Origin of the sequence: Candidatus Pelagibacter sp. HIMB1746 (assembly GCF_052047555.1) — a bacterium.
In the GTDB taxonomy this organism is placed as follows: domain Bacteria; phylum Pseudomonadota; class Alphaproteobacteria; order Pelagibacterales; family Pelagibacteraceae; genus Pelagibacter.
This window is the reverse complement of sequence record NZ_JBNAJZ010000001.1, coordinates 410,108-424,131: the sequence shown is the minus strand read 5'-3', so window position 1 is coordinate 424,131 and position 14,024 is coordinate 410,108. Positions and strand designations below refer to the sequence as shown.

Annotated in this window: 26 protein-coding genes; all 26 read right to left on the bottom strand. The window is 30.9% G+C overall.

Annotation, left to right across the window (positions count from 1 at the left end; translation table 11 throughout):
• The 26 genes from rpsM to rpsL are packed head-to-tail and all read right to left on the bottom strand — an operon-like array spanning nucleotide 1 to nucleotide 13,938.
• Nucleotides 1-384 carry a 30S ribosomal protein S13 gene (gene rpsM, locus ACTTBM_RS02370; RefSeq protein ID WP_075506789.1) on the bottom strand — a complete coding sequence of 128 codons (384 nt, stop codon included), beginning with the start codon at nucleotides 382-384 and terminating at the stop codon, nucleotides 1-3.
• 55 nt (nucleotides 385-439) lie between these two features.
• The gene (locus ACTTBM_RS02365; protein ID WP_440634551.1) at nucleotides 440-1,003 is read right to left on the bottom strand and encodes an adenylate kinase; all 564 of its coding nucleotides are present in this window, start codon (nucleotides 1,001-1,003) and stop codon (nucleotides 440-442) included.
• Nucleotides 1,004-2,284, bottom strand: a complete 1,281-nt coding sequence (gene secY, locus ACTTBM_RS02360; protein WP_075506791.1) for a preprotein translocase subunit SecY — start codon at nucleotides 2,282-2,284, stop codon at nucleotides 1,004-1,006. It abuts the gene before it with no gap.
• Between the two features lie 9 nt (nucleotides 2,285-2,293).
• Nucleotides 2,294-2,746: a 50S ribosomal protein L15 gene (gene rplO / locus ACTTBM_RS02355; protein ID WP_075506792.1), complete on the bottom strand. Its 453-nt coding sequence runs from the start codon at nucleotides 2,744-2,746 to the stop codon at nucleotides 2,294-2,296.
• Nucleotides 2,746-3,261 carry a 30S ribosomal protein S5 gene (rpsE, locus tag ACTTBM_RS02350; protein ID WP_075506793.1) on the bottom strand — a complete coding sequence of 172 codons (516 nt, stop codon included), beginning with the start codon at nucleotides 3,259-3,261 and terminating at the stop codon, nucleotides 2,746-2,748. Before rpsE ends, rplO begins: the two co-directional genes overlap by 1 nt.
• A 2-nt stretch (nucleotides 3,262-3,263) precedes the next feature.
• Complete coding sequence (rplR, locus tag ACTTBM_RS02345) at nucleotides 3,264-3,620, bottom strand: 50S ribosomal protein L18 (protein ID WP_440633445.1); 357 nt, start codon at nucleotides 3,618-3,620, stop codon at nucleotides 3,264-3,266.
• Entirely contained in the window at nucleotides 3,620-4,159 is a 540-nt protein-coding gene (rplF, locus tag ACTTBM_RS02340) for a 50S ribosomal protein L6 (RefSeq protein WP_262589108.1), read from the bottom strand. The genes rplR and rplF overlap by 1 nt, the downstream gene beginning before the upstream one ends.
• On the bottom strand, nucleotides 4,159-4,554 hold the full coding sequence (gene rpsH / locus ACTTBM_RS02335; protein WP_428080012.1) for a 30S ribosomal protein S8: 396 nt from the start codon (nucleotides 4,552-4,554) through the stop codon (nucleotides 4,159-4,161). Before rpsH ends, rplF begins: the two co-directional genes overlap by 1 nt.
• Before the next feature lie 11 nt (nucleotides 4,555-4,565).
• A complete protein-coding gene (rpsN, locus tag ACTTBM_RS02330; protein WP_075506797.1) occupies nucleotides 4,566-4,871 on the bottom strand; it encodes a 30S ribosomal protein S14 in 306 nt (101 codons plus the stop codon).
• 2 nt (nucleotides 4,872-4,873) lie between these two features.
• Complete coding sequence (rplE, locus tag ACTTBM_RS02325; RefSeq protein WP_440634550.1) at nucleotides 4,874-5,428, bottom strand: 50S ribosomal protein L5; 555 nt, start codon at nucleotides 5,426-5,428, stop codon at nucleotides 4,874-4,876.
• Nucleotides 5,428-5,673: a 50S ribosomal protein L24 gene (gene rplX, locus ACTTBM_RS02320; protein ID WP_262589105.1), complete on the bottom strand. Its 246-nt coding sequence runs from the start codon at nucleotides 5,671-5,673 to the stop codon at nucleotides 5,428-5,430. Before rplX ends, rplE begins: the two co-directional genes overlap by 1 nt.
• Nucleotide 5,674: 1 nt before the next feature.
• The gene (gene rplN, locus ACTTBM_RS02315) at nucleotides 5,675-6,043 is read right to left on the bottom strand and encodes a 50S ribosomal protein L14 (protein ID WP_008544079.1); all 369 of its coding nucleotides are present in this window, start codon (nucleotides 6,041-6,043) and stop codon (nucleotides 5,675-5,677) included.
• The gene (gene rpsQ, locus ACTTBM_RS02310) at nucleotides 6,043-6,279 is read right to left on the bottom strand and encodes a 30S ribosomal protein S17 (protein WP_428080011.1); all 237 of its coding nucleotides are present in this window, start codon (nucleotides 6,277-6,279) and stop codon (nucleotides 6,043-6,045) included. Before rpsQ ends, rplN begins: the two co-directional genes overlap by 1 nt.
• Nucleotides 6,272-6,463, bottom strand: a complete 192-nt coding sequence (rpmC, locus tag ACTTBM_RS02305; RefSeq protein WP_440634549.1) for a 50S ribosomal protein L29 — start codon at nucleotides 6,461-6,463, stop codon at nucleotides 6,272-6,274. The genes rpsQ and rpmC overlap by 8 nt, the downstream gene beginning before the upstream one ends.
• Nucleotides 6,464-6,874 (bottom strand): 50S ribosomal protein L16, encoded by a 411-nt coding sequence (gene rplP, locus ACTTBM_RS02300; RefSeq protein ID WP_075506803.1) that lies wholly within the window; start codon nucleotides 6,872-6,874, stop codon nucleotides 6,464-6,466. It abuts the gene before it with no gap.
• On the bottom strand, nucleotides 6,874-7,554 hold the full coding sequence (rpsC, locus tag ACTTBM_RS02295; protein WP_075506804.1) for a 30S ribosomal protein S3: 681 nt from the start codon (nucleotides 7,552-7,554) through the stop codon (nucleotides 6,874-6,876). Before rpsC ends, rplP begins: the two co-directional genes overlap by 1 nt.
• The gene (rplV, locus tag ACTTBM_RS02290; protein WP_440634548.1) at nucleotides 7,538-7,936 is read right to left on the bottom strand and encodes a 50S ribosomal protein L22; all 399 of its coding nucleotides are present in this window, start codon (nucleotides 7,934-7,936) and stop codon (nucleotides 7,538-7,540) included. The genes rpsC and rplV overlap by 17 nt, the downstream gene beginning before the upstream one ends.
• A 2-nt stretch (nucleotides 7,937-7,938) precedes the next feature.
• Nucleotides 7,939-8,229 carry a 30S ribosomal protein S19 gene (gene rpsS / locus ACTTBM_RS02285; RefSeq protein ID WP_075506806.1) on the bottom strand — a complete coding sequence of 97 codons (291 nt, stop codon included), beginning with the start codon at nucleotides 8,227-8,229 and terminating at the stop codon, nucleotides 7,939-7,941.
• Nucleotides 8,229-9,068: a 50S ribosomal protein L2 gene (rplB, locus tag ACTTBM_RS02280; protein ID WP_075506807.1), complete on the bottom strand. Its 840-nt coding sequence runs from the start codon at nucleotides 9,066-9,068 to the stop codon at nucleotides 8,229-8,231. Before rplB ends, rpsS begins: the two co-directional genes overlap by 1 nt.
• A 4-nt stretch (nucleotides 9,069-9,072) precedes the next feature.
• Nucleotides 9,073-9,366 carry a 50S ribosomal protein L23 gene (gene rplW, locus ACTTBM_RS02275; RefSeq protein ID WP_262589101.1) on the bottom strand — a complete coding sequence of 98 codons (294 nt, stop codon included), beginning with the start codon at nucleotides 9,364-9,366 and terminating at the stop codon, nucleotides 9,073-9,075.
• 1 nt (nucleotide 9,367) lies between these two features.
• Nucleotides 9,368-9,991 (bottom strand): 50S ribosomal protein L4, encoded by a 624-nt coding sequence (rplD, locus tag ACTTBM_RS02270; RefSeq protein WP_262589100.1) that lies wholly within the window; start codon nucleotides 9,989-9,991, stop codon nucleotides 9,368-9,370.
• Nucleotides 9,991-10,701 carry a 50S ribosomal protein L3 gene (gene rplC / locus ACTTBM_RS02265; RefSeq protein WP_440614291.1) on the bottom strand — a complete coding sequence of 237 codons (711 nt, stop codon included), beginning with the start codon at nucleotides 10,699-10,701 and terminating at the stop codon, nucleotides 9,991-9,993. Before rplC ends, rplD begins: the two co-directional genes overlap by 1 nt.
• A gap of 2 nt (nucleotides 10,702-10,703) precedes the next feature.
• On the bottom strand, nucleotides 10,704-11,012 hold the full coding sequence (gene rpsJ / locus ACTTBM_RS02260; protein ID WP_023853699.1) for a 30S ribosomal protein S10: 309 nt from the start codon (nucleotides 11,010-11,012) through the stop codon (nucleotides 10,704-10,706).
• Entirely contained in the window at nucleotides 11,012-13,090 is a 2,079-nt protein-coding gene (gene fusA / locus ACTTBM_RS02255) for an elongation factor G (protein ID WP_440634547.1), read from the bottom strand. Before fusA ends, rpsJ begins: the two co-directional genes overlap by 1 nt.
• Before the next feature lie 6 nt (nucleotides 13,091-13,096).
• On the bottom strand, nucleotides 13,097-13,567 hold the full coding sequence (gene rpsG, locus ACTTBM_RS02250) for a 30S ribosomal protein S7 (RefSeq protein WP_075506812.1): 471 nt from the start codon (nucleotides 13,565-13,567) through the stop codon (nucleotides 13,097-13,099).
• On the bottom strand, nucleotides 13,567-13,938 hold the full coding sequence (gene rpsL, locus ACTTBM_RS02245; RefSeq protein WP_075506813.1) for a 30S ribosomal protein S12: 372 nt from the start codon (nucleotides 13,936-13,938) through the stop codon (nucleotides 13,567-13,569). Before rpsL ends, rpsG begins: the two co-directional genes overlap by 1 nt.
• Between the last annotated feature and the right edge of the window lie 86 nt (nucleotides 13,939-14,024).

The following is a 14,024-nucleotide window of genomic DNA, read 5'->3' as shown; positions in this document are numbered from 1 at the left end:
TTATTTTTTAGTTGGTGTTAATTTCTTCCCTGCAATAGCGATTGCTTTTCCTTTTCTTGTTCTTGCATTACATCTTGTTCTTTGACCTCTTACAGGTAATTTTTTTCTATGTCTTGTTCCTCTATAACATGCAAGATCTATCAATCTTTTAATACTTAAAGAATAATCTCTTCTAAGATCTCCTTCGACTTTAAAATTTTGATCGATGTATTCTCTTATTTTTAAAATTTCATCATCAGTTAACTCATTCACTCTTTTGGCTCTTGGAATTTCTAAAGAAGAACAAATTTGTTGTGAGAATTTATCTCCAATTCCATAAATATATGTCAGTCCAATGTGGACAAGTTTATTTTGTGGAATGTTTATACCTGCGATACGAGCCATAATTTTTGTGATAAATTGTGCCTTTTATATAAGAAGATTAATCAAAGTCAACGTCTTAAAAATTTATAAAAGTGTCTATTTTCCTTGTTATTTCGTCTATTTCTAAGCTTCCATCAATTTCCTTAAATTTAGGATTCTCTGAGTAGTAATTAAGCACTGGCTCTGTTGTGTTCATGTATGTATCAAAACGTTTTAGAATAGTACTTGTTTCATCGTCTGATCTATTTTCAATAATTTTTCTTTTTTCTAGTCTTTTTACCACTGTATCTTTATCAACTTTAAGATACAAAATTAAATCTATTTTTTGATTTGATGCCTCGAGTAAGATATCTAAATTTTTTGCTTGGCTCAAAGATCTAGGGTATCCATCAAATATTAATCTGTTTTTTTTTTGAGGGTCAGAAACTAAATTTTCAATAAGTTTATTTACAATTTCATCACTTACAAATTTACCATTTTTCATGTCATTAGTTATTGTCTTACCAATGTCTGAATTTTTATATATTTCTTCTCTTAAAAGTTCACCAGTTGAAATTTGAAAGGAATTTAATTTCTTTACTAAATATTTAGCTTGAGTACCTTTACCAGCACCAGGCGGTCCAAACAAAACTATATTCACTTACTTTCCAAATTTAGTTTTCTTAATTAATTGTTCGTATTGAGAGCTCATTAATCTTGTTTGAATTTGAGTTACAGTATCAATGGCTACAACAACAACAATAAGAATAGATGCACCACCCAAATAAAAAGGAATTGGGTAATTAGCTATTAAAAATTCTGGCATTAAACATACAAGTGTCAAATATAGAGCACCTATTGTAGTAAGTTTAGTTAAAATATTTTCAATATATAATGCTGTACTCTCACCAGGTCTAATTCCTGGTACAAAGCCACCATATTTTCTTAAGTTTTCTGCAGTTTCAGTTGGGTTAAATGTAATTGAAGTATAGAAAAATGTGAAAAATATTATACCAGATGCATATAGCAACATGTACAAAGGTTGACCTTGAGTGAAATAAGAACTTAAATTTAAAAAAGTTTCATTGTTCGAAAAAGAAAAATTAGAAAAAGTAACTGGTAACAATAATAAAGCAGAAGCAAAAATTGCTGGTATTACTCCTGCTTGATTAATTTTCAGTGGCAAATGAGAAGACTCTCCACCGTACATTTTGTTTCCCATTTGTCTTTTAGGATAATTGATAAGAATTTTTCTTAAAGCTCTCTCCATAAAAACAACAAATAAAATAGTTAATATTAAAAGAACAAAAATTGCTAAGATCATGAAAGTTGATACGGCACCTGTTCTACCTAATTCAAAAGTTGTAACTAAAGCTCTAGGTATTTCAGCAACGATACCTGCAAAAATAATTAAAGAAATTCCATTTCCAATTCCTCTTTGAGTGATTTGTTCTCCTAACCACATAAGAAAAATTGTACCAGCAACAATAGTTGTTACTGTTGTAATTTTAAAAAATGCTCCTGGATTAATTACTAAATCGGCAGAAGACTCTAAACCTACCGATAAACCATAACCTTGAACTGTAGCGAGTAAAACTGTTCCATATCTTGTAATTTGAGTAATCTTTGCTCTGCCAGTTTCTCCCTGAGCCTTTAAATTCTTAAAATAATCAGAAACCCCTGTTAACAACTGAACTATAATAGCTGATGATATGTATGGCATTATACCAAGAGCAAAAATTGCCATTCTACTGACGGCACCGCCAGCAAAAACATTGAACATACCAAGTAACCCTTTTTGATTACCGTCCATCATGATTTTTAATTGTTCTGGGTCAATTCCTGGTAAAGGAACAAACGTACCAAATCTATATACCGCAAGGATTGCTATGGTAAAAATTATTCTATTTCTTAGATCATTTGTTGAAGATGATGCGCTCATTTAAACAAATTATTTTTTTAATTGAATAGATCCACCAATTTTTTCTAGTTTTTCTATTGCTGATTTTGATGCCAAGTCAGCCTCAATATTAATTTTATCTTTTAACTCTCCAGTACCTAATATTTTTAATTTTGTAGAGTTTTTGTTTATTAATTTTAATTTTTTTAGAGATGAAGAATTAAGCACTTCATTTGGATTAATATTTTTTTTATCAATATAAGACTGAATTTTTTCCAAGTTTAAAATTGCAATGTTTTCTCTTGAAATTGGATTAAAACCTCTTTTAGGTAATCTTCTGTATAAAGGCATTTGACCACCTTCAAAACTTTTTATTGCAACACCAGATCTAGATTTTTGACCTTTAACACCTCTCCCAGATGTCTTACCTTTTCCAGAACCAATACCTCTTCCTACTCTAATTTTAGGTTTATTAATTTTCTGTCTTGTATTTAATGTAATCATTATCCTCTTTTTTCAATAATTTCTGATATTTTTTTATTTCTTATTGCTGAAATTTGTTTTGGTGAATTTTGTTTCATTAAAGCTTTCATAGTAGCTCTAATCACATTGTGTGCATTTGATGTGCCCATTGATTTAGCAACAATATCTTTTACACCCAATACCTCGCATACTGCTCTAACTGGACCACCTGCAATAATACCTGTACCTTTTGATGCTGCTCTTAAAACTATTCTACCAGAGCCATCTTTAGCTTTTACATCATGATGAATTGTTCTTCCTTCTCTCAAAGGTATATGTGTTAATTTTCTTCTCGCCATTTCATTAGCTTTTTTAATTGCATCTGGAACTTGTTTTGCTTTCGCGTGTGCTATTCCAATTTTTCCAGCCTGATTCCCTACTACTACAAGAGCTGAAAAACCAAATCTTCTTCCACCTTTTACAACTTTTGTAATTCTGTTGATATGAACTAACTTTTCTAAAATATCGTCTGTTTTTTTGTCTTTGTTATTTTCCATAATTAAAATTCCATTCCATTTTCTCTTAACGTGTCTGCAAATACTTTAATTCTACCATGATATTTATAAGATCCTCTATCAAAATAAATTTTTGTAATATTTTTTTCCTGAGCTTTTTTTGCAAGCTTTTGGGCAACTAATTTTGAAAGCTCTGTTTTGTTAATTTTATCAGATGATTTTACATCTTTCTCAATGGATGAAGCTGATAACAAAGTTACTTTTTTTGTATCATCAATGATTTGAGCTGAAATATTTTTGGCAGATCTTGAAATACTTAATCTAAATCTATCTTTTGGAGCAACTTTTTTTACTTTGTTGCTAACTCTAAATCTTTTTCTAATACTAGTGTTTAGTTTCATTATTTTTTCTTACCTTCTTTTTTAAGAACATATTGGCCTTTTTCTCTAACACCTTTACCCTTATATGGCTCAATTTTTCTAAATGTTTTAATTTTTGATGCAACTTCACCAACTAATTGTTTGTCTGATCCAGTGATCTTAAGTGTAGTTTGTTTTTCTACAGCAATTTTAATTCCTTCTGGAATGTCAAAATCAATATCATGACTGTAGCCTAATTGTAAATTTAGCTGATTTCCTTTTAATGCCGCTCTATATCCAACACCTACAAGCTCTAACACTTTTTCGTAGCCAGTACTTGAGCCAATCACGGCATTATTAATTAAACTTCTGTTCATACCCCAAAGTCTTTTTGAATTTTGGTCAATTTTTTTTGGTTTAATTGAAATCTCTTTTCCTTCTTTGATATCCAAATTAAACATATCTAAATCAATATTTATTGATTTCTTTCCTAGTGGCCCTTCTATATTTATAATGTTGCCAGCTAAAGCAACTTTAACCTTTTCTGGGATTGATATATTTATTTTTCCAATTTTAGACATTAAAATACCTTACAAATAATTTCACCACCAACACGTTGTTTTCTGGCGTCAATATCAGTCATTACACCTTTTGGTGTAGAAACTATTGCAATACCTAGACCGTTATTAATTTTAGGCAAACCTTCAGCACTAGAAAAAATTCTTCTTCCTGGTTTAGAAACTCTTTCAAATGCACTAATTACTGGGTTACCAGAATGATATTTAAGTTCTAAAGATAATGTTGGTTTATTATCCTCTGAACTAATTTTAAAATCTTTTATAAAACCTTCATTTTTTAGTATATCTGCAATTTTTGATTTAAAGTTTGATGATGGCAGATCTACTTTTTTATGATTTCTTGCTTGAGCGTTCTTAACTCTAGCTATCATATCTCCTATTGGGTCACTTAAACTCATAATTTTCCTTCCTACCAGCTCGACTTAACTAAGCCAGGTATTTTTCCTTGTAAACCTAATTGTCGAAGAGCAATTCTTGATATTTTCAATTTTCTATAAACACCATGTGGTCTACCTGTTATCTCACATCTATTCATCACTCTTGTTTTAGCTGAATTTCTTGGCAATTTTGATAATTTCTGCTGCGCCTTAAATCTTTCCTCTAATGGAAGTTTTTTATCCATTATTATTTTTTTTAAATTTTGTCTTTTCTTGAACATCTTGTCTGAAAGTTTAATTCTTTTTTTGTTTTTATTTACAGCACTAAGTTTAGCCATTTTTAATTGTCTCCTTTTTTAATAAACGGAAAATTCATTTTTTCTAACAATGCAAAGCTGTGCTCTTTGTTAATAGCTTTTATAACAATAACGATATCTAAGCCTCTAACTTTATCAGCTCTATCAAAACTAACTTCTGGAAAAATGATGTGTTCCTTTATGCCAAAAGTATAATTTCCGAATTTATCAAAACCTTTTGGCGACAATCCTCTAAAATCTTTAATTCTAGGAAGAGCAATATTTACTAATCTATCTAAAAATTCATACATTTTATTTTTTCTTAAAGTTACTTTTAAGCCTGCATTAGATCCTTTTCTTGTCTTAAAATTAGCTACAGATTTTTTGAATTTTGTAGTTACAGGTTTTTGGCCTGTTATCTTAGCTATATCCTCTTCACACGATTTAAGAATTTTAGAGTCTGAACCATCTAAACCAAGACCCATATTTAAAACAATTTTTTCAATTCTAGGCGCCATGTAAATATTTTTGAAGCCAAATTGGTCTTTTAAAGCTGGTTGTATTTCTTTATTAAAAATTTCTTTTAATCTTGGAGTCATTATTTCTTAGCCTCTTTTTTCTTTTCTGCTTTTTCATCTATTAATTTTAAATTTGATAAATGAATAAAACCTTCTTTTGAAAAAATACCACCTTTTTTCTCTTTTGTTGTTTTAACGTGTTTTTTAACCATATTAATTTCTTTTACTTTGGCTCTATTATTTGCTCTGTCGATTTCGATAACTTCACCCTCTTTTTTTTTGTCTTTTCCAGTTAGCACTCTTACTTTTAGACCTTTTTTAATCATCTTATAAAACCTCCGGCGCTAGTGAAATTATTTTCATTTGCCCTCTACTTCTTAATTCTCTAGTAACAGGGCCAAATATTCTAGTACCAACTGGTTCACCCTTATCGTCAACTAATACTGCTGCATTATTATCAAATTTTACTTTTGAACCATCGTTTCTATGAATTCCTTTTTTAACTCTTACTACTACAGCTTTATGAACGGTTCCTTTCTTTACTTTGCCCTTAGGGATAGCCTCTTTCACAGCAATTACAATTGTATCTCCAATGCTGGCATATCTTCTCTTAGATCCACCCAATACTTTGATGCACTCTATTCTTTTTGCACCAGTGTTGTCAGCAACTTGTAATTCTGTCTGTACACCAATCATTATTTATTATTCTCCATAACTTGAAATTTTTTATTTTTTGAAAATGGTTTGCTTTCAATAATTGAAACTTTATCACCTGTTTTAAATGTATTATTTTCGTCATGAGCATTGTAATTTTTTCTGACTCTAATGACTTTTTTCAATACAGGGTGTGAATATTTTCTCTCTACCATAACTGTAATTGTTTTATTAGGTTTGTCGCTTATCACCACTCCTGTTAATATTTTTTTAGGCATTTGATTTTCCTTTTAAAATTGTTTTCAATCTTGCAATTGTTTTTCTTGTTTCTCCAATTTTTGCAGGATTAGTTATTTGAGAATTAATTTTTTGAAATCGAAAATTAAATAAGTCTTTTTTAAGCTTATCAATATTTTTGATAACTTCATCTTTGCTTAATTTTTTAATTTCTTGTTTTTTCATTTATGCAAATCTCTTTATTGTCTTTGTTTTTATTGGTAGCTTTGCTGAAGCTTTGTAAAGTGCCTCTTTGGCAATTTGTTCAGAAACACCATCAACTTCAAATAAAATTCTTCCAGGTTTTACTCTACAAGCAAAATATTCTGGTGATCCTTTTCCTTTACCCATTCTAACTTCTATTGGTTTTTTAGAAACTGGAATATTTGGAAAAACTCTTGTCCATACTCTGCCTTGTCTTTTCATATGTCTAGTTAAAGCAACCCTAGCAGCTTCAATTTGTTTTCCAGTAACTCTTTCAGGCTGTAATGCTTTCAAGGCATATGCACCATAATTAATAGTACTTGCTCTAGTAGCATTACCATGAATTCTTCCTTTATGAGCTTTTCTCCATTTAGTTCTTACAGGCTGAAGCATTATTGTTTACCTTCCTTTGGAGTGACTTTGTTTGTTTCCTGGCTAAATTCTCTTGCAAAAACTTCACCTTTATAGATCCAAACCTTAATTCCAATAATTCCATATGTTGTAAGAGCTTCCGCTTCTGCATAATCTATATCTGCTCTTAAAGTGTGTGATGGTATACTACCATCTCTTAACCATTCAGTTCTAGCGATCTCATTACCACCTAATCTTCCACTTACCGAAACTTTAATGCCTTTTGCACCTAGTCTAATACATGATTGCATAGCTCTTTTCATGGCTCTTCTGTATGAAATCCTTTTTACTAACTGTTGTGCAATGTTTTCAGCAACTAAATATGCATTAGTTTCAGGTTTTTTAACCTCTTTGATATTTAAGTTGACTTCATTTGTCGTAAATTTTGATAAGTTATTTTTAATTTTATCAATATCACTACCTTTTTTACCAATTACAAATCCAGGTCTAGATGTGTAAATTGTAACGTAACATTTGTTTGATGTTCTCTCTATCATCACTTTAGATACACCTGAATTAATTACATTCTTCTTGATGTATTCTCTTATTTTAAAATCTTCAATTAGATAGTTGCCAAAATCTTTTTTCTTAGCATACCAAACAGAGTCCCAACCTCTGTTTACACCTAATCTAAAACCTACAGGATTAACCTTTTGTCCCATGTTTCTCCATTTGTTTTGCCTCTGATAAAATTATAGTTACTGTTGACCAAGGTTTTAAAATTGGTGCCGCTCTACCTTTTGCTCTTGGTCTAAATCTTTTCATAACAATTTTTTTTCCACAATACGCTTCTTTGACAATTAAATTGTCAATATCATATTGAAAGTTATTTTCGGCGTTTGCAATAGCTGAGCTAATTGTCTTTCTAATATCTCTTGTAACTCTTTTTTCTGAAAACTGCAGGTCTCTAATAGCTACATCAACCTTTTTACCAACAATACTTTTTAGAATTGGATTAATCTTTCTTACGCTAGATCTAATTCCATTGTTTATAGACTTTACAGTCTTATTGTTGTTTTTATCAATTTTCTTTTTCTTTCCCATAATTATTTTTTCTCTGCTGGTTTAGCTTTCTTATCGGCTGGTGTGTGTCCAAAAAAAGTTCTTGTTGGCGCAAACTCTCCTAATTTATGACCAACCATATCCTCTGATACTGTTATTGGAATAAATTTTTTACCATTATATATTTGAAAAGCTACCCCTACAAAATCTGGAAGAATAGTAGATTTTCTAGACCAAGTTTTAATTGGAATTTTCTTCGGATCATCTTTGTACTTGTCTACTTTTTTCATCAAGCTTTCTTCAACAAATGGTCCTTTCCATACAGCTCTAGCCATTACTTAGTATCCTTCCTTTTATTTCTTCTCTTAACTATAAATTTATCTGTTCTCTTATTATCTCTAGTTTTTAAACCTTTTGCTGATTGTCCTGTTGGAGACACTGGATGCCTTCCTCCTGCTGACTTACCTTCACCACCTCCATGTGGGTGATCAACTGGATTTTTAACAACACCTCTAGTATGAGGTCTTCTTCCTAACCATCTTGATCTACCAGCTTTTCCAATTTTAATATTTTTTTGATCAGGATTACTTAAAATTCCAATAGTAGCTAAAGCTCTAGAGTCTATTTTACGTACTTCACCTGACGCTAATTTAATTAAACTATAATTTCCATCTAATCCACTAATTGTAACTGAAGAACCAGCAGCTCTAGCTATTTTACCTCCACCACCTGGTTGAATTTCAACGTTATGAATATTGATACCAACAGGTATATCTTGTAACGGCATGCAATTTCCAATTTTAATTTCTTTTTTCGATCCACTCTCAATCTTATCTCCGACTTTAATTTTTTGAGGAGCTAAAAAATACGAATGTGTTCCATCTTCAAATTTAACCAACATTATGTAGCAAGATCTATTCGGATCATATTCTATTCTTTCAACAGTAGCCTCCATGTCAAATTTTTTTCTATAAAAATCAACATGTCTATACATCTTCTTATGACCACCTGCTCTGTTAATTGAAGTGATGTGTCCATTATTATTTCGACCCTTCATAGCATTTTTTGGAGAAACAAGAGTTTTAAAAGGTTTGCCTTTCCATAGACCTGTTCTATCTACTAAAATAGTACCTCTGGTAGATTTTGTGTATGGTTTAAAAGTTTTTAATGCCATTTTCTTAAATTCCTGTTGTTAGATCAATGCTTTGACCTTTTTTTAGAGTTATAATTGCTTTTTTGTATCCTGAAACTTTCACTTTTTTACCTCTAGTGAGTTTAGTTCTATTTTGTTTATTGATGATGTTAATTTTAGTGACATTAACTTTAAAAATTTTTTCAATATTTTTTTTTAGGTTTTTTTTATTAGCACCATCAGGAACCTTAAAAGTAATTTTGTTCAATTCTGATAGATTTGTTGATTTCTCAGTAACAACTGGAAAAAGAATTTTGTCGTATAAATGAATTTTATCCATATTAAGAATACCTTTTCTCCAATTCTTTTACTGAGCTTTCAGTAAAAACTACTTTCTTAAATTTTATAATATCGTAAGCACTAAAATGATTTACGTCAGTAACTTTTACGTTAGGAATATTTCTTACAGATTTTTCTATCTTATCTTTAGAGTTTTTATCAAGTATAATTAATGAATTAGAAATCTCTAGTTTATTAATTATTGAATTCATTTCTTTTGTTTTTTTAATTTCAGAATTAAAATCATTTAAAATTAATAAGTTCTTATTATTATTTTTTTCAGTAATTAAAGAAGCAACACTTTGTTTCTTTTCATTTTTATTTAACTTTCTTTTTTTGTAAGCTAATTCACCTTTTGGACCATGAGCTATACCACCACCAACAAAAATAGGAGCTTTTCTACTAGCGTGTCTTGCTCCACCAGTTCCTTTTTGTGCATAAATTTTTGATGTTGGACCTTTTACTTCATTTTGTTGTTTAGTTTTAGCGTGTCTACCTTTGTAGTTGGCATTTGTTTTGTATAAAACACTAGCAACTAACTTTTGATTAATTTTTGCAGAAAATATTTTATCTAAGACTTCAATAGTATCTTTTTTTCCGTCTATGCTAATTTTATCTAATTTCATTATTTTTTCTTTTTATCTGGTGTTTTTTTTGCTTCCTCAGCAGCAGCTTGCTTTTCACTGATTGTCATTTTGTTTATATTTTTTACTGATTTTTTAACCATCACTTCAGCATTTTTTGATCCTGGAATGGATCCCTTTAAATAAAGTAACTCATTTTCTAAATCTGTTTTTATTATTTCGATATTTTGCATTGTTCTTAACTTATCACCCATATGACCAGCCATTTTTTTTCCTTTAAAAACTTTACCTGGATCTTGACTATGTCCTGTTGAACCATGAGCTCTATGAGAAATAGAAACACCGTGGCTAGCTCTTAAGCCTCCAAAATTATGTCTCTTCATTGCACCAGCAAAACCTTTACCAATCGTTTTTGATCTTGTGTCTACAAATTTTATATCTTTGAAAATTTCTAAACCAAATTCATTTCCTTCTTTGTAAGCAGAAGTATCGTTTACTCTAAATTCTTTTAATTTTTTCTTAGCTTCAGTGTTTTTCTTTGCAAAAACACCTTTCATTGCTTTTGTTAATTTTGAATTTTTAATTTTTCCATATCCAAGTTGAACAGCTTTGTAACCTCTTTTTTCTTCTTCAATTACTTGAATAACTCTAGCTTTTTCAACTTTAAGAACTGTAACAGGCACCAACTGACCAGATTTATAAAATTCTCTAGTCATGCCAATTTTCTTACCTAATAAAGCTATCTCGCTCATAATTAAATTTTTATCTCCACATCTACACCTGAAGCTAAGTCTAATTTCATTAAAGCTTCTACTGTTTGTGGTGTTGGTTCTATAATATCTATTAATCTTTTGTGAGTTCTAGACTCAAATTGCTCTCTACTTTTTTTATCAATGTGTGGAGATCTTAAAACTGTATATCTTTCAATTCTAGTAGGAAGTGGTATTGGACCTTTTATAGTAGCTCCAGTTCTTTTAACTGTATTAACTATTTCTTCGGTAGAAGCATCCAAAACTTTATTATCGTATGCTCTTAGTTTAATTCTAATATTTTGTTTTTCCATTAACCTGCTACCTTTTTAGTTACTTCATCTTGAACGTTTTGTGGAACTTTAGAATAATGATCAAAGAACATTGAATATTGCGCTCTTCCTTGAGACATTGATCTTAGATTGTTTATGTAGCCAAACATATTTGCTAAAGGAACCATTGCCGTGATTACAGTTGCATTACCTCTTTGCTCTTGAGTGCTAATTTGGCCTCTTCTACTGTTTAGATCACCAATTACATCACCCATATAATCTTCTGGAGTAACAACTTCCACTCTCATAATGGGCTCTAAAAGCTTTAATCCACCTTGAGTGCAAGCTTCTTTAAAACATGCTCTACTGGCAAGTTCAAATGCTAGAACACTTGAGTCTACATCATGATGCAAACCATCAACAATCGTTACTTTGTAATCAATCATAGGAAAACCTGCTAATATTCCGCTATCAGAAACTGTCTCAATACCTTTTTCAACACCGGGGATAAATTCTTTTGGAATAGCTCCACCTTTAATGGCACTTTCAACCTCTCTACCCTTACCTGGTTCTTGAGGTTCAACAAATAATTTTACTTTAGCGAATTGACCAGCGCCACCACTTTGTTTTTTATGTATATATTCAAATTCAGCTGATTTTTCTATTGTCTCCCTGTAAGCAACTTGTGGAGCTCCAACATTTGCTTCAACTTTAAATTCTCTTTTCATACGATCAACAATAATATCTAAGTGTAACTCACCCATACCTTTGATGATTGTTTGACCAGATTCCTCGTCAGATGATACTCTAAATGATGGATCTTCTTTAGCTAATCTTGCTAAAGCTTCACCCATTTTTTCTTGGTCACCTTTTGTTTTAGGCTCAACAGCAATTTCAATTACTGGTTCAGGGAATTCCATTGGCTCTAATAAAACAGGATTTTCTTTGTCACACAAAGTATGACCTGTCATAGTATTTTTTAAACCTGCCAAAGAAACAATATCACCTGCATTTGCTTCTTTAATATCTTCTCTAGAGTTTGCATGCATTAAAAGCATACGACCAACTCTTTCTTCTTTATCTGATGAAGAATTGTACACAGCTGTACCAGATTTAATTGTACCAGAATAAATTCTAACGAATGTTAATGAACCAACAAAAGGATCATTTGCAACTTTAAATGCTAAACCTGAAAAAGATGATCCATCCTCAAACTTCATTTCAATTTCATCATCTGAACCAACTTTAGTTCCCTTAATAGACCCAATATCTACTGGACTTGGAAGGTAATTAATAACAGCATCTAATAAAGGTTGAACACCTTTATTTTTAAAAGCTGAACCAGTTAAAACAGGAACAAAGCTAAAATTTAAAGTTCCTTTTCTGATACATTTAACTAAATCTTCCTCTTTAATTTCATCGCCGTTTAAATACGCTTCCATTAACTTTTCGTCTTGCTCGACTGCAGACTCAATTAGTTCGGTTCTGTATTTTTCTGAAATTTCTTTTAAATCATCAGGTATATCTTTATATTCCCACTCTGCGCCTAGTGCTTCATTTTTCCATACTTGGGCTTTCATTTTAACTAGATCAACAACACCGATTAATGAAGCTTCAATTCCAATAGGTACTTGTAAAACTAATGGTTTAGCACCCAATCTATCTCTGATCATATCAACACATCTAAAGAAATCAGCACCAGTTCTATCAAGTTTATTTACAAAACAAATTCTCGGAACTTTGTATTTGTCTGCCTGTCTCCATACTGTCTCAGATTGAGGCTCTACACCAGCAACTCCATCAAATACAGCCACAGCACCATCTAGTACTTTTAAAGATCTTTCTACTTCAATTGTAAAATCGACGTGGCCCGGAGTATCAATTATATTAACTCTGTGGTCATTCCAGAAACAAGTTGTTGCTGCAGAAGTAATTGTGATACCTCTTTCTTGTTCTTGCTCCATCCAGTCCATTGTTGCAGCACCGTCATGTACTTCACCAATTTTATGACTTTTTCCTGTATAATATAAAATTCTTTCTGTAGTAGTTGTTTTACCAGCGTCTATGTGGGCCATGATTCCAATGTTTCTATATTTATCTAATGTATGAGTTCTAGCCATAATTTTTTACCATCTAAAATGAGCAAATGCCTTATTAGACTCTGCCATTTTATGAACATCCTCTCGTTTTTTTACTGCAGCACCTTTTTTTTCATAAGCATCATACAGTTCGTTAAAAATTTTATCTGCCATGTGTTTATCTTTTCTTTTTCTAGCTGAATCAACTAACCATCGTATTGCAAGTGCTTGGGCTCTTTTACTTTTTACCTCAACTGGCACTTGGTATGTTGCACCACCTACTCTTCGTGATCTAACCTCTACAGTTGGTTTAATGTTGTTAATTGCTTCATTAAAAATATTTATAGGTTCATCTTTAGTTTTTGTTTTGATTTTCTCTATTGCTTCATAAACTATTTTTGCAGCAATACCTCTTTTGCCATCATACATAATGTTGTTTATTAATTTTGGAATTATAGTTGAATTAAATTTTGGATCAGGAACAACATTTTTTTTGGGTTGAGTTTTTTTTCTAGACATTATTTACCTTTTTTTGTTCCGTATAAAGATCTTCTCTGTTTTCTATTTGCAACACCTTGGGTATCTAAATTTCCTCTTAAGATATGATATCTAACACCAGGTAAATCTTTAACCCTTCCACCTCTAATTAGTACCACTGAGTGTTCTTGTAAGTTATGCCCTTCGCCTGGAATATAAGCAGTTACTTCAAAACCGTTTGACAATCTAACTCTAGCAACTTTTCTTAATGCAGAGTTTGGTTTTTTTGGAGTGGTTGTATAAACTTTAACACAAACACCTCTTTTTAAAGGTTGCTTTTGTAAAGCAGGAACTTTGTTCCTAGAAACTTGTTTAACTCTTTTTTTTCTTAACAACTGATTAATAGTTGGCATAATTTTTTTCTAAAATTAATTAATTTATTTTTGAGATGAAAATAACTGACAGGTTATTTTGTGGCAGCGTTTAGTACCTCAAGAGC